The organism is Dactylosporangium sp. NPDC005555 (genome assembly GCF_040605635.1).
Classification (GTDB): Bacteria; Actinomycetota; Actinomycetes; order Mycobacteriales; family Micromonosporaceae; genus Dactylosporangium.
In genome coordinates, this window is sequence record NZ_JBEXDG010000004.1 from 112166 (window position 1) to 129389 (window position 17224).

The 17224-nt window shown below is 74.3% G+C and carries 14 protein-coding genes; 7 read left to right on the forward strand and 7 right to left on the reverse strand.

From position 1 onward, the window contains the following. Nucleotides 1-55: 55 nt before the first annotated feature. The 4 genes from ABZS58_RS06435 to ABZS58_RS06450 all read right to left on the reverse strand — a co-directional run bounded on the left by ABZS58_RS06435 (nt 56) and on the right by ABZS58_RS06450 (nt 3056). Nucleotides 56-1219 carry a serine hydrolase domain-containing protein gene (locus ABZS58_RS06435; RefSeq protein WP_354778244.1) on the reverse strand — a complete coding sequence of 388 codons (1164 nt, stop codon included), beginning with the start codon at nt 1217-1219 and terminating at the stop codon, nt 56-58. Between the two features lie 77 nt (nt 1220-1296). After that, nucleotides 1297-2076, reverse strand: a complete 780-nt coding sequence (locus tag ABZS58_RS06440; RefSeq protein ID WP_354778246.1) for an alpha/beta hydrolase — start codon at nt 2074-2076, stop codon at nt 1297-1299. A gap of 47 nt (nt 2077-2123) precedes the next feature. Then, nucleotides 2124-2654 carry a flavoprotein gene (locus ABZS58_RS06445; RefSeq protein WP_354778248.1) on the reverse strand — a complete coding sequence of 177 codons (531 nt, stop codon included), beginning with the start codon at nt 2652-2654 and terminating at the stop codon, nt 2124-2126. A gap of 9 nt (nt 2655-2663) precedes the next feature. Beyond that, the gene (locus tag ABZS58_RS06450; RefSeq protein WP_354778250.1) at nt 2664-3056 is read right to left on the reverse strand and encodes a hypothetical protein; all 393 of its coding nucleotides are present in this window, start codon (nt 3054-3056) and stop codon (nt 2664-2666) included. A gap of 147 nt (nt 3057-3203) precedes the next feature. Here ABZS58_RS06450 and ABZS58_RS06455 point away from each other — a divergent pair, with 147 nt between their 5' ends. After that, the gene (locus ABZS58_RS06455; RefSeq protein WP_354778252.1) at nt 3204-5312 is read left to right on the forward strand and encodes an Hsp70 family protein; all 2109 of its coding nucleotides are present in this window, start codon (nt 3204-3206) and stop codon (nt 5310-5312) included. A 360-nt stretch (nt 5313-5672) separates the two neighbouring features. Here ABZS58_RS06455 and ABZS58_RS06460 read toward each other — a convergent pair whose 3' ends face one another. Beyond that, nucleotides 5673-6332 (reverse strand): hypothetical protein, encoded by a 660-nt coding sequence (locus ABZS58_RS06460; RefSeq protein ID WP_354778254.1) that lies wholly within the window; start codon nt 6330-6332, stop codon nt 5673-5675. 39 nt (nt 6333-6371) lie between these two features. On the opposite strand from ABZS58_RS06460, the gene ABZS58_RS06465 reads away from it, so the two are divergent. From ABZS58_RS06465 to ABZS58_RS06475, 3 genes are all read left to right on the forward strand, one after another. Beyond that, nucleotides 6372-7274: an ADP-ribosylglycohydrolase family protein gene (locus ABZS58_RS06465; protein WP_354778256.1), complete on the forward strand. Its 903-nt coding sequence runs from the start codon at nt 6372-6374 to the stop codon at nt 7272-7274. Between the two features lie 434 nt (nt 7275-7708). After that, nucleotides 7709-8218 (forward strand): SigE family RNA polymerase sigma factor, encoded by a 510-nt coding sequence (locus ABZS58_RS06470; protein WP_354778584.1) that lies wholly within the window; start codon nt 7709-7711, stop codon nt 8216-8218. Further along, complete coding sequence (locus ABZS58_RS06475) at nt 8218-9243, forward strand: hypothetical protein (protein ID WP_354778258.1); 1026 nt, start codon at nt 8218-8220, stop codon at nt 9241-9243. Before ABZS58_RS06470 ends, ABZS58_RS06475 begins: the two co-directional genes overlap by 1 nt. On the opposite strand, the gene ABZS58_RS06480 is transcribed toward ABZS58_RS06475, so the two are convergent. Then, a complete protein-coding gene (locus ABZS58_RS06480; protein WP_354778259.1) occupies nt 9240-9530 on the reverse strand; it encodes a hypothetical protein in 291 nt (96 codons plus the stop codon). The genes ABZS58_RS06475 and ABZS58_RS06480 overlap by 4 nt on opposite strands. A 111-nt stretch (nt 9531-9641) precedes the next feature. Between ABZS58_RS06480 and ABZS58_RS06485 the strand changes: the two genes are divergently transcribed. Genes ABZS58_RS06485 through ABZS58_RS06495 form a run of 3 tightly spaced genes read left to right on the forward strand, consistent with a single transcriptional unit; the run spans nt 9642 to nt 16266 of the window. Then, entirely contained in the window at nt 9642-11159 is a 1518-nt protein-coding gene (locus ABZS58_RS06485; protein ID WP_354778261.1) for a hypothetical protein, read from the forward strand. Beyond that, nucleotides 11156-11875: a hypothetical protein gene (locus tag ABZS58_RS06490; RefSeq protein ID WP_354778263.1), complete on the forward strand. Its 720-nt coding sequence runs from the start codon at nt 11156-11158 to the stop codon at nt 11873-11875. Before ABZS58_RS06485 ends, ABZS58_RS06490 begins: the two co-directional genes overlap by 4 nt. Further along, a complete protein-coding gene (locus ABZS58_RS06495; protein ID WP_354778264.1) occupies nt 11875-16266 on the forward strand; it encodes a hypothetical protein in 4392 nt (1463 codons plus the stop codon). The genes ABZS58_RS06490 and ABZS58_RS06495 overlap by 1 nt, the downstream gene beginning before the upstream one ends. On the opposite strand, the gene ABZS58_RS06500 is transcribed toward ABZS58_RS06495, so the two are convergent. Further along, complete coding sequence (locus ABZS58_RS06500) at nt 16263-17216, reverse strand: LysR substrate-binding domain-containing protein (RefSeq protein ID WP_354778266.1); 954 nt, start codon at nt 17214-17216, stop codon at nt 16263-16265. The two genes, ABZS58_RS06495 and ABZS58_RS06500, sit on opposite strands and share 4 nt — an antisense overlap. Between the last annotated feature and the right edge of the window lie 8 nt (nt 17217-17224).

A 17224-nucleotide genomic window follows, 5' to 3' on the forward strand; every position in this document is an offset into this window, starting at 1 on the left:
CGATCCGATAGGCTGCAATTCCTATCGTAAAAGTAGAGTTAACGCAAGCCGCCGCCTACAGACCGAGCAGCGCCGCCGCGATGATGCGCTGGGAGCGGACCGGCTGCTCGGAGCCGCCCATGTGCAGGGTGTTGACGGAGAAGACCAGCCGCGAGGACAGGTCCCTGGTCGCCGCCATCCCGTTGTTGTAGCCGGGCCGGTCACCGCTCTTGCCCCACAGCGTCAGCGGGCCGACCGGGAGCTTCGTCAGCCCGGCGCTGTACACCGCGTCCCGGTCGTCGCCGGGGTCGTCGTTGCCGTCGAACAGCTTGACCCCGGCCGGCACGGTGAACATCTCCTCCAGCTGCGGCTGCGGCACCAGCCGCCCGCTGAACAGGGCCACCATGAATCGGTCCAGGTCCGGCGCGGTCGAGATGACCGACGCCGCCGACCACTGCAGCGACATGTCGGCGCGGGTCACGTCGACCCAGCCCGCCGCGGTCGCCTCGTAGCCGTGCGCGTGCGGGCCGCGCACCTCGACGTCCCGGCCGGGCGCCGTGGTGCCGCGCAGGCCGAGCCGGTCGACGATGCGCCGCTGGATCTGCGACTCCCACGTACGCCCGGTGACCTTCTCGATGAGCAGCCCGGCGACGATGTAGTCGACGTTGCCGTACCGCTGCTTCGTGCCGGGCGTGAACGCGAGGGGCTTCGCGGTGTCGATCTGGCTGCCCTTCGCCCACCGGTCGTAGCGGTGCGCCAGGAACCAGTCGGTCTGCTTGTTGGGGACCTCGACATGGTTGATGCCGCTGGTGTACGTGAGCACCTGCCGCACCGTGACCGGGGCCGTCCCGACCGGCAGGAGCCCCGGCAGGTAGTGCTGGACGGTCTGGTCCAGGTCGAGCCGGTGCTCCGCGGCGAGCTGCAGGGCGACGACGGCTGTGAACGTCTTCGTCATGCTCCCGATCCGGAACCGCCCGTCGATCGGCACCGTCCGTCCACTGTGGACGTCGGCGATGCCCGCGGTGCCCTGCCGGCAGCCTTGTGCGTCGTGGAGCAGCAGGAGCGCCCCGGACGCCTCCGCGTCGGGCAGCCCGTCGACGGCCCCGTGCAGCGGCGTCCCGGCGGCCACAGCCGCGCACCGTTCCCGGCGCGGCTCCCCGGCGTTCGCGGCCGTGGCCGGCGTCAGAGCCGGCCCGGCGACGATCGCGGCCGCGATCAGTGCGGCACTGAGTGCGCGCAAAGCGGTCACCTCCAACGATAGGTGGAAATCTGTCCCTTCCACCCTGTCGCCGGTCGTGCCGCACGGGCATCCGGGGTTTACCTCCGCGGGTCCCCGAGAACCGCCCCCGAGAACCCCTCGGGGTCCTCCACCCACGGCAGATGGCTCGCCCCTCGCAGGATCACCCTGCGCACGTCGGGCAGCGCCGCCGCCAGGGAGTCGACGGCCCACCGCGGCCGCAGGTCCTCGCTGCCGTCGACGATGAGCACCGGCACCCGCAGCTCCCGGCACCGCGCGGCCAGGTCGGTCTCCCTGAGCCGCCGCGCGATCTGCGCGTTGATGGTAGCGCTGCACTCCACGTTGATGTCGAACCACGGAGTGGCCATCGCCTCGGCGCGCTCGGCGGCCCGCTCCCGGTCGGGAAACTCCGCGGTCCACTGCCTGACCACCGACGCCCGGTCCCAGCCGCCCGCCGGGCTCCCGGCCCGTTCCCGGAAGGCCGGCTTCCAGGTGTCCTCGTCGTCGATGCCGGTCCCCGCGACGTACACCAGCCGCCGGACACGATCCGGGTGCCGCAGGGCGTATTCGAGCGCGAGGTGCGCACCCCACGAGTGCCCGACCAGCGTGACCCGCCCGCCGGCGTGCTCATCGACGACCGCGTCGAGATCCTCGACGCTCCGGTCCAAGGTGTACGGCCCGCGCCGCTCCGACCGCCCGCACCCGCGCTGGTCCCACCGGACGGTCCGGTACCGCCCCCCGAACATCGTTGCGAGGTCGCCGGCCATGTCCCACAACCCCGGCCCGCCGTGCACGAACACCAGCGCCGGCCCGTCTCCACCGACCTCCGTCCACAGCCGGCACCCGTCCCCGGTCAGCACAGCGCCCCCTCCACGGTCCGCTCGACCGCCAGGGCCGGCGAGCCGGCTCATCGGGGCAGCTCGCGCAGTGCCGCGGTGGCGGCGGGCCAGGGGAACGGCGGCGCCGGCGTGGTCGGGTCGCTGTCGAGGGGCGGGACCGAGGCCGGGTCGAAGAGGACGATGACGCCCCATTCGCGCAGCGTGCGGACACCGGCCACGAAGGCCGGGTGGCGGGACAGGCCGATGTTGGGGGTGGGGACGACGATGACCGGGCGGCGCAGGCCGATGCCCTCGTTGAGCAGGCCCAGGGCGAGGGTGTCGCTGATGCCGGCGGCGAGCTTGTTGACCGTGTTGAAGGTGGCGGGGGCGACCACGAACGCGTCGGCGGGCGGCAGGACGTCGGGTTCGTCGGGTCGCTTGTACTGCGAGCGCACCGGAAAACCGGTCTGGGCGCGCAGGGTGGGCTCGTCGAGGAACTTCAGGCCGTCGGGGGTCGCGACGACGCAGACCGTCCACCCGTCGGCCTGGGCGGTGGCGACGAACGCGGGGAGGTCGGCGGCGGGGCGTCCGCCGCAGGCTACGACGTACAACACCGGCATCCGCAAACCCTAGCCGCCGGGGCAGTCGTGGGCGCACACGCGCACCGGTGACGGGGTCTCCAGGTCGTCCGGGACGTGGCCGACGAGCGGGGTGCTCGCCGTGGAGCCCGCGGCACACAGGACGACGAAGAGCAGCGGCGCCGCGACGAGAGCGCCGATGAAGTGCCTCGCCCAGCCGGGCTCGCCCAGGACCTTCGAGAGCAGGAGGCCGAGCGCAGGCAGTACCACAGCGGCGGTCATCGACGTGATGAACAGCGTGTCCGTGGTGGCCCCGAACGCCTCCGCCGCCGCGTGGGTCGGGGTCCACGGCTTCGAGGCGCGGCGGATGACGGCGACGATGAGCAGGAACGGCACGCCGTAGATCCCCGCGTAGAAGAGGACTCCCAGGCCGGCGCGTTTCATCGCGCCGCCACGAACAGGGCGACGCCCGCCCCGTATCTCCCCATACCGTGATCCTCACGGACCGTGAGGCTGCGGGCATCGGTGTTCGTACTCAGGTGCGTACTAGGTAGCATTCGGCGTTCGGTCCGATTGCTCGGGGGTGGCGCGGTGCAGGGTCAGGTGCGGTTCGCCGTCGACCTCGGCACCTCCAACACGGTCGCGGTCGTCGACCGGGGCGACGGCACGCCACGCCCGCTGCTGTTCGACGGCAACCCGCTGCTGCCGTCCGCCGTGTTCGCCGACGCGTCCGGCACCGTGTTCGTCGGGCGCGACGCCGAGCGGCACATGGCGACCGACGCGGCCCGCTACGAGCCCAACCCGAAGGGTCACATCGACGAGGGCCTCATGCTGCTCGGCGACCGTGAGGTGCCGGTCGTCGAGCTGCTGGCCGCGATCCTGCGCCGGGTCGCCGCCGAGGCCGCGCAGACCGGGGTCCTGTCCGGCGGCACCACCGTCCTGACCTGCCCCGCCGACTGGGGTCCGCGGCGCCGCGCGGTGCTGTCCGAGGCCGCCGCGGTCGCCGGGCTCGGGCGGGTCACGCTGCTGGACGAGCCGGTCGCCGCCGCGACGTACTGCATGCGCGTCCTCGGCTCGCGGATCGCGCCGGGGCGTGCGGTGGCGGTCTTCGACTTCGGCGGCGGCACCCTCGACGTGACCGTCGCCGTCGACTCGCCCGGCGGGCTGCGCGTCCTGGCCACCGGGGGGCTCGACGACCTCGGCGGGACCGACGTCGACGCGGCGCTCGTCGGGCACCTGGGCCAGCAGATCGCGGCGCACGACGCGTCGCTGTGGCAGCGGCTGCAGCAGCCCCGCACGGGTGCGGACTTCCGGGACCGGATGGCGTTCTGGTCGGAGGTGCGCGCCGCGAAGGAGATGCTGTCCAGGGCCGCGTCCGCGCCGGTGCACGTGCCGGGGGTCGACCAGGCGACGCATCTGACGCGGGAGGAGCTGGACCGGGTCGCGGGTCCGCTCGTCGACCGCGCCGTCGACGAGACGCGCCGGGTGTTGCAGCGTTCGGGTGTACCGGCCGAGCACCTGGACGCGATCCTGCTGGTCGGGGGGTCGAGCCGGCTGCCGCTGGTGGCGAGCCGGTTGCACGCGCGGTTCGGGCTCGCGCCGGTGGTGCCGGAGCAGCCTGAGCTGCCGGTCGCCTTCGGGGCACTGCTGCTGGGCAACACGGTGGCGGCGGCGTCTGCCGCGCCTTCCTCAGGGGTGCCGGCTGCTTCCGCCTATCAGGCTTCCGGGCCGCCTTCCGGTCACCCTTATCCGCCGTCGGCCGGGTTTCCGGCGTCGGCGCCGCCGGCTGTGTATCAGACCTCCGGGCCGCCCGGGGTGTACGGCTCCCCGGTCTCGCAGGCGTTCGCGCCGCCGTCGGCTGCGGCGCCTCAGCCGCCTGCGGCATATCAGCCCGCGCCTTCCGCATATCAGCCTGCGCCTGCCGCGTATCAGCCTGCGCCCGCGGCGTTTCAGCCTGGGCCTTCCGCGTATCAGCCCGCGTCCGCGTATCCGCCGGCCGTGCAGCAGTCACCTGGCGGGTATCAGGCGCCTGGTGAGTATCAGGCGCCGGTCGTGCCGCAGCAGCAGCGGTCGCAGCGGCCGTCGGTCATCATCGGTCCGGGTGTCACGATGCAGGGCAATGTCGCCATTTATGGTGATGAGGAGCTCATGCCGCGGTACGCCCGCGATGAACCCGACCACCGCACCCGCGACGAACCTCCCGCCGAGCCGCCGCCCGCCCGGCCCCGGCGGCGCTTCTCGATCTCCAGATTCTTCTGGCGGCTGCGCCTGCTGGCGGTGCCGCTGATCATCGTGCTCGCCCTGACGCCGTGGGGTCGTGGCCTGCTCGGCGCCGGCCGGGAGAAGATCGCCGGCTGGACGGGCGGCCCGGCGGCCTCGGCGTCCGCGTCGACAACTCCTTCAGCCGCCCGTTCCTCCTCGGCTCCCGCGTCACCCGCCGGCCCGGCGGTCAAGCTCGAGCCCAGCACCGTGAAGCCGGGTACGTCGGTCGTCGTCAGCGGAACCGGCTTCACCAAGAGCGAGCAGGTCACCATCAAGGTCAACGGCGTGCAGAAGACCGCCAGGGCCGCCTCCACCGCCGGCGCCGTCGAGTGGACCATGCCGACGGCCACCCTGAAGGCGGGCACCACCGCCACCGTCGAACTGACCGGCGCCAAGAGCGGCCGCTCCGCCAAAGCCTCCCTCAAAGTCACGCCCTGACACTCGGCGCTCACCATGCGTCGTGTTGCGGCGGCCCGCTGGACGCGGGGTGTGCGCGGCCGGGAAAATGATGGGACAGCGCCTACCGGGGGGAGGCGGCACGTGTCACGACCCTACTTTTCTCTGGACGCGCCGGGTTCCGGCTCGGTGTCTGTCGACTGGGACGCCAGGTTCGCGGCAGCCCGCGCCGAGCGGCAGCGCCGTCATGAGGAGCGTCAGCGGGTCCGCGCGGAGTTCGCCGAGTCCCGCCGGCACGGCCTCGCGGCCCGTCACGCGACCAAGCTGACCCGCCTGCGCAACGCCCGCGTGCTGGCCGGCCAGGATGTTCCGGCGAGCGGTCGCGGGACGGCGTCCGTCGCTTCAGGAGGGCGGGTGCGGGACGGCGGAGAAGAACTGCCTGCCGCCGCGCAGGTGCCGGTCGAAGCGCAGGCCCGCCCCGGCAAGGGCGGCGTGCAGGTCGGCGCGGCTGAGGCGGCGGACCGAGTTGCGGTAGTCCCAGACGGTGTCGCCCAGGCGGTAGGTGTTGTGGCCGTGCAGGACCGTGCCGTCGAAGGACTCGATGACGAAGGTGGACTCGACCGGGCCGATCCGGCCGGCGAAGGGCACCGCCTTGTCGAACCACGACGGCGGCAGCCACTGCATGACGACCTGACCGGCGGGGGCGCAGTGCCTGCGGCAGGCGGCCAGCAGGGCGGCGCGCCGTTCTTCGTCGGCCGCGTTGACGCCCGTGCCCGCGACCAGGACGACGGGGAAGCGCTCGCCGAGGTCGAGGGTCGCGAGGTCGGACCGGACGGTCCGCCCGGCCCGCACCTGGGCGAGCATGGCGGCCGAGTCGTCGGCGACGACCACGGGATGGCCGAGGTCGGTGAGGGGGTTCGCGAGGCGGCCGCCGCAGTGGCTGAGATCCAGAATCGCCGCACCCTCGGGGACGTTGGCGTGGACGAAGGCGGGCTCGCCGCTGTGGGGCAGGGCCGCATAGAGGCCGACCGGGCGGCCGTCGGCGGTCACCTCTTCGCGCATCGGACAACCATGCCACGCTCGTGGGATCATTGCCGCGACATGACCTCACTCGACCTCTGTTACGAAAGCCTCGACGGGTTGTCCGTCGGCGACGCGGTCGGCGCCCAGTTCTTCGTGCCGGGCACGACCCTGTCCCACATCACCGAAGCAGACGAGCCGCCCGGCGCTTGGCCGTGGACCGACGACACGGAGATGGCCTGCTCGATCGTCGACGAGCTCGCCGTCCACGGGCGCATCGACCGGGACCGGCTCGCCACCGCGTTCGCCAGCCGCTATGAGCCCTATCGCGGCTACGGCGGCGGCGCCGTGGTCATCCTGCACCAGATCCGCGACGGTGTCCCGTGGCGGGACGCGGCCCGCGCCGCGTTCGACGGGCTCGGGTCGATGGGCAACGGCGCCGCGATGCGGGTCGCGCCGCTCGGGGCGTTCCACGCCGGGGACTCCCGCGGCGCCGCACTCGACGCGATGCGCACCGCCGAGGTCACCCACGCGCACAGCGAGGGCATCCTCGGCGCGGTCGCCGTCGCCGTCGCGGCCGCCGAGGCGGGCTGGGCCAGGCTCGTCGAGGCACCGCTGGAGCCGGTCGAGCTGTTCGACGCGGTCCTCGCATATCAGGTCGACAGCCAGGTGAAGACCGGCCTGGAGCGCGCCCGCGGCCTGCTCGGCGCCACCGTCGCCGAAGCCGCGTATGTCCTGGGCAACGGCTCGCAGGTCCTCGCCCAGGACACGGTGCCGTTCGCCCTGTGGGCCGCCGCGACCCACCTCGCCGACTACCGCGCGGCGATCCTGACCTGCATCGAGGCCGGCGGCGACGTCGACACCACGGCCGCCGTCGCCGGGGGAGTGGTCGCCGCGGCGGTGGGCCGGGCCGGCATCCCCCGCGACTGGCTCACCCACCGCGAGCAGCTGCCCGACTGGGTCGCCGCCCCCGGCCCCACCTGACCCACCCACCGGCGCAGCATTCCGGCACGCGCGGCTCCGCGTCGGTGCGGGCCGGCGCGCCCCCGCACCCGGGAACGCCGAACAACACCGGCACGTTTCACGTCCGTCGGGTGAGAGGTCCACGCATCCCGGTCGTGTCCACGTTGGTGGTGTGGGACCGGCGCCGTCCTCACCCGACGCCTCCGTTGTCATCCGGTCGAGCCCGCCGGCCCGAAGATCACCGCCCGAACCCTGGTACTCCCCGGTCCACCCATCGACACTGACCTATTTCCCATGATCCGGAAGACATTGCGCCAGAGCAGCACAAACTCTTCCGGATCATGAAGAACCCCGTGCGGGCTGTGGAGTGTGATGGGTCGGCGGGTGTGGATCTGTGGATGCAAAGTTTTCGGGGGTGGCGGCGTCAGGGAAGGGGGAAGGAGGTGCCCGCCGTGATGACACCCGAGGAGGCCGAGTTCTCGGTCTTCGTCGAGCAGCGTGCTCATGCTCTGTTGAAGACGGCGTACGCGCTGACGGGGGACAGGCACGCTGCTGAGGATCTGGTGCAGAGTGCGCTGGCCAAGGCGTTCGCGCGGTGGCGGCGGATCGATGAGCCGGAGCCCTACCTGCGGCGGATGATCTACAACGAGTTCGCGTCGGGGTGGCGGAGCCGGCGCAGGCAGGCCGAGGTCACGGTGGCGGAGCCGCCTGAGCGGGCTGGGACGCGGTACGTGGACGCCGACACGGCGCTTCGGCTGCTGCTGCGGGACGCGTTGCAGGCGTTGCCGCCGCGGCAGCGGGCTGTGCTGATCCTGCGGTATTTCGAGGATCTGAGCGTCGAGGAGACCGCGGCGGTCCTGTCCTGCCGTCAGGGCACCGTCGCCAGTCAGGCGTCGCGCGGGCTGGCGAAGCTGCGTGAGCTCGTGCCACAGCTCGAGTGGAGCGAAGTGGGAGGACGGCACTGATGCGCTTCGAGCAGCTGCTCCACGAGACGATCGACGAGATGACCGGCGAGCTGCGCGGCCCCGGGGCCGGGCTCGCCGCCCGCAGCATTGCCAAGGGCCGGAGCATCCGCAGGACCCGCCGCCTCGCCGTCGCCGGCGGTGCGGTCATGGCGACGGTGGTCATCGCCCTGCCGTGGCTGGTCCTGCCCCGTGCGGACCACGCGGCGCCGGTGCTCCCGGGCACCTCCACGACCCCGACGACAGGGACGACGAACGAACTGCCCGGTGGCTGGGTCGTCACCAGGGTGGGCAGTTCGGTCCTCGACCGGGCGACCGGCGAGTACGTCACCATGAGCGGACAGGTGTCACCGGCCCCGGCCGGCAACCGTGTCCTGGTCGTCGACGGTCCGGGCTCGGTGCGGCTGGTCGACGTCCGCGGCACGCACCCCGTCACCGTCGACACGACAGGCTTCGTCGGCGACTTCAACTGGAGCTCGGCCGGGGACCGGCTGGTCGGCGGGATCACGCAGAAGGATCCGGACAGGGTCGGGTTCGCCGTCATCGACGCCGAGACGGGTGCGGTGCGCAGGCACTGGATCGACCACGGCCGGTACGACTGCAGCCAGTGCACCTTCACCTGGACGCGGGACGGCGGGGCGGTCGTCCTTCCCATCGCCGACCGCTCCGGCGGCGAGGCGGCGGAGCTGGTCGACAGCCTGCAGAGCTTCGACGCCACGACCGGCGAGCCGGGCGGTTCGCTGATGGTCACGGCGATGCCGGCCGGCCCGTTGTCCTGGTCGCCGGGCGGAAGGTACGTCGTGGCCGGCCCCCCGACGCCCGGGGCGGCAGAGGGCTGGCGGCTCTACGACATCACCACCGGGCAGAGCGCGGACTTCCCGGCGCCCGCGGTGTGGGTGAGCGCCGACCTGCTGCTCGCCACCAGGGACGGCAAGGTGCTCACCCTGACCCCCGACGGCACCGTCACCGCGACCATGCAGGTCAGCGGCGCCGGCCGGGCAACGATCGGCCTGGGGCCGCCCGGCTAGCGGGGGACGCGGAGGGGGCGTTCGACGGCGTCCTGGGCGGCGAGGGACGCCATCAGGTCACGGTACGCGGCGGGGTCGAGGTCGCCGGTCAGCAGCCGGTCGAACGCCTTGGCCTCGCGCTGGTCGAGGTGCGCGGCGAAGGGCGGGGGGAGCGGGCCGAACCTGGCGGCGAGCCAGCGGGCGGCCCGCGGCTCGTACGCGCCCTCCAGGCGGTGGTGGCGGATCATCCACGCGTGGAGGGCGATCAGCACCGTGTACGCCACGGCGATGAACAGCAGGACGAGCACAAGCAGCAGGGTATCCCCCCGACGTGCGGGGGCCGCGAGTTGGCCGCCACCCGAATCCGCCGATAGTGTTGCGGACCGCGGCAAGGGCAACCAGGACAGGAGCGGCACAGCGTGGAGTGGCAGCCGGACCTGTTCGACAGTGGCCCGGTCACCAGCTCCGACCAGCCCGAGGTCCGTTCACCGGCCGCCGACGCCTCCATGCGGGCCCGCTGGCGGGCGCTGATCCTCACCGACCCGGTCGCCCGGCTGGTCCGCAACGCCGCCCACGTCAGCGTCCATCAGGCCTATGACCTGCGGCAGCTCGCGCTCGCCGCGGTCGACATCGCGGTCGCGTCGATGGGGTTCGCCAGGCAGATCACCCTCGCCGAGCTGGTCGAGTCGACCGCCGAGCTCGCCGCCGTCATGCACCCGGCCGGTACCCACGCCGACCACCAGGACGCGGCCCGCTGGGTCGTGAAAGGGCTGCTCAACGACGCCGACAACCAGGGCGCGTTCGTCTACCAGTTCGTCGACGCGCACGCGTCGCCGCCGCGGCGCGAGGAGTACGCGTTCAAGCTCCTGCAGTTGCAGGACGGACCCGACGGCGCGGTCGTGCTCGCCTCGCACCAGGCGGTCATGCTGTACCTCAACGGCCTCGACCTGGACGTCGACGACGCCGAGGCCGCGTTCTCCGTCGTGCTGCAGCGGCAGCTGCGGGACCGGCGCTTCGAGGCCGCCGCCCGCACCGCCACGCAGGCCGAGCGGGTGTCGGTGGCCATGTCCGCGTCGCTCGCCGACGTGCTCGACGCGACCCGCCGCGACGTGCGCGCGTTCGACTGGATCACCGACGTGCCGCACCGCCTCGCACGGGCCCGCGAGCACGTCGAGGCCCGGATCGCGGCCGACGCGGAGGTCCTCGACCACGTCGCGGCCGGCATCGACACGGAGACGGACAGCGCCGTGCGGCAGGCGTCCGGTGACCTGGTGGAGACCCTGCGCCGCATCCGCCGGGTGCACCTGGACCTCGCCGAGCGGGTCTCCGGCGCGCGGGGCGTGTTCCTGCAGGCCCAGCTGAGCCAGGTGTTCGCCCGCCGGGTCCACCTGCGGCTGCTCAACATCGAGCCCGAGCTGTTCCATCCGGTCCTGGACGCGCCCGCCGACCAGGCCAGGGTCGTGGCGGAGGCGTTCGGCGACCGGGTCCTCGGGCTGCGGGTGCCGCGCCTGCCGCACCTCGACGGGCTCGTCGACATGCTGCTCGCCCCGCCCCGCGCCACCGGCCCCGACGACGTGGAGCCGGAGACACCCGACGAGGCCGAGGGCGTGGACCTGCAGGCATACCCGCCGGCCGTGGTCCAGGAGGCCACCCGCATCCTGCGCCGCGCGTCGGGGAAGCCGCTGTCCGAGCTGATCGACGAACTTGCCGGAGACGACCTGCGCGAGCTGGTGCTGCTCACCGCGCTGTGGTCCTACGCCCCCGACGTCGCGGACCCCGGCGGGGATCCCGGCGGAGACCGCGGCGCCGGCCTGACCGCCCTCGCCTCGGCGCTGTCCGCGGAGCGGTCCGGCGGCCGCATCGAGCACCCCCTCGCCTGGGGCGACGACCTGCTCGTGCGCTACGAGGGTGGCCGAGAAGGAGGAACAGACGCGTGACGGTCCCGATCGAGGACGTGTGGTCGGCGGCGGAGCTGGTCGCGTTCGGGCTGCGCACCGGCGCCCGGCCGACCGACGGCAACGCCTATGGGCAGCTGCTGGAGCGGTACCGCACCAACACCGCCTTCCGCGACGCCGTCGACACCGTCGCCGGTGGCCTGGGCCTCGTCGTGCTGGGCGCGCCGCCCCGCACCGGCCTCGTCCTGAGCACCCAGCCGGGCAGCGTGTTCGCGCTGCGGATGGCGGACCTGCGCGGCGGCAGCATGGCCGCCGACGACAAGCTCATCGCCGGGCTGGTCGTGCTCGGCATCGCCGCGTACGCGTTCCCGCACGACGTCGACCTCGACGGCACCGACGTGAAGCTCGTCGAGGTGGCGGCGCTGGACAAGTTCGTCCGCGACGCGATCGACCGGGTCCTCGCCCTTTCCGGCGACCCCGACACCGTCGACGGACAGGCCCGCAAGGCCGCCGAGGTGTACCGGCGCACCGCCGCCTTCAAGCCCAAGGACCGCCTGCCGGGGCCGGCGCGCGGCTGCACCCAGTTCGCGGTGCTGGAGGTCCTCGGCTGGCTCGTCGAGCGCGGCGCGGCCAGGCAGCTGCCGCAGATGGGCACCACCTCGTATCAGCTGACCGACCGCTTCCGGCTGCTCGTCGCCGACGTGGCCGGCGGCGAGGCCCTCGAAGCGCTCCGCTCGGTGCGACGGGGGGCCGCCTGATGCCGGCACCGGCCCGACTCTGGCAGATGCGGCGGGTGTACCTCGACCGCGTGGGCTCGCCCGCGGCCCGGTTCCGTGACGTGTGGCTCGACCTCACCGGACGGGACGGCCGCCCGCTCGACACGATCCTGTGGATGCGCAACGGCGGCGGCAAGTCGACGCTGATCGCGCTCGTCTGCGCCCTGATCCGCCCCGACCGGCGGGACTTCCTGGCCACCGCGACCACGGGCCGGCACCTGGAGGACTGCGTCCTCGGCGCCGACACCGGCCACGTCGTCGTCGAGTGGACCGACCCGACCGGCCGGCGGCTCGTGACCGGCGCGGTCTACGAGTGGACCGACCGTGTCCAGCCCGCCGACCCGAACGCCGGCCACGACCGGCTGAAGCAGAGCTGGTACGCCTACACCCCCGGCCCCGGCCCCGAGATCGAGAGCCTGCCCTTCTCCGGCGCCGACTTCAAGGAGTTCGTCAGGGCCGTCGAGGCGCTGCCCGCCACCGCCGAGCCCGTCATCACCACCAAGCAGGACCGGTGGGCGCAGGCGCTGCACGACCGGGGCCTCGACCCGGGCCTGTTCACCGCCATCCTGCGGATCAACGCCTCCGAGGGCGGCATCGAGCACCACTTCAAGTTCAAGACGTCCGACGACTTCGTGCAGTACCTGCTGAGCCTCGTCACCGAGCCGACGTCCGCGACGAAGGTCGCCGCGATCCTGCGCGGCACCCGCGAACGCCTCGCCCGCCAGCCGCGCCTGCGCGCCGAGGTCGCCTTCTGCGACGAGGCCGTCGACCTCCTCGCCGTCCTGGACCGCTCCCGCGCCGCCGTCACCGCCGCCACGACCGGGGCCGCCACGACCCGCGGGTCGGCGCTGCGCCTCACCGCCGCGTTCACCGGCGCGGCCGCCCACGCCACGGAGCAGGCCGCGGCGCACGCGGCCGAGGCCGGCACCGCGGCCGCCGCGGCCGACGCCGCCGACGCGCGGGTCGCCGCCCTCGACGTGCTGCTGCGCGAGGAGCAGTGGCAGGCCGCGTCCCGCCGGCACACCGACGCGCTCGCCGCCGTCGACGACGCCGCTGCCCTGGTGCTCGCCCGGCGCCGCCGGCACCGCGCCTGGCAGCTCGTCCCCGTCCTCGTCGACCGCGGCCAGCTCACCTCCCGGCTCGCCGCGGCCCGCGGCCGGCAGGTCGAGGCGGAGGCCGGCGCCGCCCCGCTGCGCCGGGCCAGGTCCGAGGCCGCCACCGGGTATCTGTCCGCGCTGCGCGACGCCTGCGCCGAGCTCGACGACACGGTCGCGACCCTGACGGGGCAGGCCGCGGACGCCGCTGAGCAGCAGGCGAAGTCCCGCGCGCTCGCCGACGGCCTCCGCGCCGACCTCGGCGGCCTCGCCGGCCGGCACCGCGCGATCGAGCAGCACCTCGCCGCCTTCGACCACGACCTGCACACCGCCACCACCGCCGGCCACCTCACGCCCGCCGTGGAGGACGACACCACCCTGGAAGCCTCGGGGGCTCTCGAAGCGGCCCTCAGGGCGGCGCTCGGGGCGGCCCAAGAGGACGACGACGAGGCGGCGCGGAAGCTGGCGGAGGAACTGCCGGCGCAGGCCGAGCGGCTCGACACGGACCGGGCCGGGCACGAGCGGGAGCGCGCCGCGGTGCACGCCGCCGTCACCGAACTGACCAGGCAGCTGGCCACGCTCGACAGCGTGCGGACGCCGCTGCTCGCCGAGATCGGCACCCTGGCCACCGACCCGCGGTTGACGGCGCTGACCGAGCGGGACGTCGTCGACCCGGTCGGGGAGCACCGGCTGCTCGTCGATCAGCTCTCGGAGGCGATCGTCGGCGCGGACCGGCAGCGGATCCAGCTCGCCGTGGCCGACGCCGAGGACGACCGGGCGGTGCAGGCCCTGGCGTCGCCGCGTGGGCTGCTGCCGGCGTCCCTGGACCTGGCACGGGCCGCCGATGTGCTGGCCGCCGCCCGCATCCCGGCGAGCACGGGCTGGCACCACCTCGCCGACAACGTGCCGCAGGACAGGTGGGCGGCCGCCGTCGACCGGGTCCCGCACCTCGTCGGGGGTCTGCTCCTGCACGACGGGGCCGACCTCGGCAGGGCCCGCGAGGCCCTCGACGGGGCGCGGCTGTTCCCGATCAGCGCCGTCCAGATCTCCACGACGGCCCAGCTCGACGCCGCTACGGGCCGGGACACAGCCGGCCGGGACACCGGACACGGGTTCGTCCTGGCGCCCGCGCCGGCGATGTTCGACCGCACCGCCGCCGCACGGGAAGCGGACCGGCGGGCGCAGGGGCGGCGGGACCGGGGCGAGCGCGTGCAGGACCTGCTCGACGCGCGGGATCACGACCTGCGGCTCAAGGACCAGCTGCGGCACCTGGCCGACCGGTGCCCGCCGGGGCACCGCGAGCACCTCGACGCCGAGCACCGGCGGGTCGGGGAGCAGCTCGCCGAGGCCCGCGACCGGGCCGGGACCCTCGACGCCGCCCGAGGCGAGCTCGACGCGCGCGCCGGGCGGCTCCGCGAGACCCAGCAACGCCTCGCCGAGCTGCGCCGCGTCCTCGCCACCCGCCTCGGTGTCCTGCACGACCTGTCCCGCCGCGCACCCGAGGCCGACCGGCAACGGGCCGAGCTGCGGCAGCTCCCGGCCCGCCGCGCCGACCTGGAAGGCCACCTCGACCAGGCGGAGGAGCAGGAGCGTGGGTATGCCACCGTCGCCGCCCGCCGCACCGCCGACGCCGAACAGCACCGGACGACGGCCAGGGGCCACCGCGCCAGGATGGACGAGCTGCGCAGGGTCGCGGACGGAAAGGCCACGGGAAAGGCGTTGAGCCTGGCGGCGGCGATGAGCGCGTATCAGGCCGCCGACGAGGCCTACACGCGCCGCTCGTCCGGCGACGCCCTCGAGGCCACGATCAGCGAGATCGGCAGGCGCCTCGACGGCCTGGACCGGCAGCTGCGGCAGTACACGGCCGAGGAGCACGAGACCGCCGCCGAGCTCGCCGCCACCCCTGAGGCCGCGGACCCCGCGCTCGTCGCCCGTGACACCGAGCTCGCCGAGCAGGCGCACTTCGCCGCCCGCGCCGCCGCCACCAGGGCGGAGGCCGAGCGGGACGCGGCCCGCCGGGAGCTGACCGACCGGACCGCGGGCCGCCCGGCACCGCAGGAGCTGCCACGGGTCGTACACGCGGCGGAAAACCCGCAGGAGCAGCTCGACGCCGCCGGTGGGACCGCACGGGCAGCCCGGGAGCGGCAGGCCGCGGCCGCGCAGGCGGCCGAGCTCCAGCACCGCCGCGCCGCCGACTTCCAAGGGCTCGCCGGTGACCTGGAGGCGGACCTGGGGGAGAGCGGGACGGCCGGCACGCCCGCGTTCGACGGCGACGTCGAGGCCGCCCGGGAAGCGGGACGCGCGGCGCGCCGGGCGGTGCAGGCGGCCGACAAGGCGGTCGCCGCCGCCCGCAACCAGTTCGCCGCCGAGGTCCACCGCGTCGACCGGTGGGCCGGCGAGGAACGCTTCGCCGCCGTCACCGCCGAGGTCCGCGACCGCTTCCGCGGCGAGCACACCGCCGACCTGCCGACCGGGCCGGAAGGAGGACTCGCCGATGAGCTGCGGACCTACCGGCACGCGCTCGCCGGTGAGCTGGAGGCCGTCGACAAGGACAAGCACCTCGTGGTGACCGCGCTGTGCGCCGAGGTCCGCGAGGGCCTCAAGACGTTGCAACGGGCGCAGCATCACGCGCAGCTGCCGCCGGGCCTCGCCGACCATCTGCGCAACCGGCGGTTCCTCGACGTCGGCCCACGCTCCACAGTGGACACGACGGACGCGACGCTGCGCAGCCGGGTGGAGCGGCTCGTCGAGCGGCTCGTCGCCCGGCAGGAGACCATCCCCGACGGGCTGAGCCTGGTGTGGGAGGCGACCACCGCCGTCGTCGGCCGCGGCAACTTCACCGCCCGCGTGCTGAAGCCGTCGACGGAGCTCGGCGAGGACCGGCAGCCGGTGGAGCTGATGAGCAAGTGGTCCGGCGGGGAGAAGGTGACGATCAGTCTGCTGCTGTTCTGCATGCTCGCCCGGCTGCGCGCCGCGAACCGCGGCGGTGACGTGCCGGGCCTCGGTGTCCTGCCGATGGACAACCCGCTCGGCTCCGCCAACTACGTCGCGTTCCTGGACCTGCAGCGGCGGGTCGCGGCGGCGAACGGCATCCAGCTCGTCTTCCTGTCCGGTCTCGGCGACATGCGCGCCGTCGGCCGCTTCCCCAACGTGGTGCGGATGCGCAACACCCACCACCGGGGCCGCAACTACGCGCAGGTGCAGGAGCGCGAGCTCAACGAAGAGCAGGGCATCACGACGGCACGGCTCACGTTCCCCCACCAGGAGACGCTGCTCTAGGCCTCGTTGTAGACCACCGACCAGGGGCCGGGCGCGCCGACGATCCGGTCCGGCGGGCCGGGTGAGGCCCGCAGCACCTCGGCGGCGACCGAGGCGAAGCGGGCCGCGGCGGGGTGCGGGTTGCGGGCCGGCCACACGGCGGACGTCTCCTGCCAGAGCGGGTCACCGGTCAGCGGGCGCCACGTCAAGCGGGGCTCACGGCGCACCGCCGACTCCCGCTCCAGACCGAGGCCGAGTCCGGCGAGGACGAGCCCGCACAGGAACTCCGGATTGCGGGCGTGGCGGATCCGGCTCGGCGTGAAGCCGTGCTCGCCGCAGACCGCGAGGAGGTGGTCGTACCAGCCGGGCGCCGTCGACCGCGGAAACAGCACCAGCCCGTGGCCGGCCAGCCGGTCCAGGCCGACCTCGGCCAGGCGCGTCAGCGGCGACGTGCGGGGCAGCACCACCCCGAGGCGCACCCGGGTCACCGGCCCGCGGGCGAGGTCGGCGGCGTCGACGGGGTGGTGGACGAGGCCGACGTCGAGCCGCGCCCCGGCGAGCTGGTCGAGCTGCTCCGCCGTGGACAGCTCCTGCAGGTCGACGTCGAGGCCCGGAGCGTCCCGCGCGAGGCGGCGCAGCAGCTCCCCGAGCGCCGGTGCGGGCGTCTCCGGTGGCACCCCGGCGCGCAGCGTGCCGAGGTCGCCGTCGCGGATGCTGTGCATGAGCGCCCGCAGCCGTTGCTCCGCGGCGAGGAACCGCTCCGCCTCGTCGCGCAGCGCGTGCCCGGCGGCGGTCAGCTCGGTGCCGCGTGGCAGCCGGTCGAACAGCGTCACCCCCAGGTCGCGCTCCAGGCGGCGCATCGCCTGGCTCAGCGGCGGCTGCGCGATGCCGAGCACCTCGGCGGCCCGGCTGAAGTGCAGCTCGTCGGCGACGACCAGGAAGTACCGCAGGTGCCGTGCGAGGTCCGCCATAGGCTGAC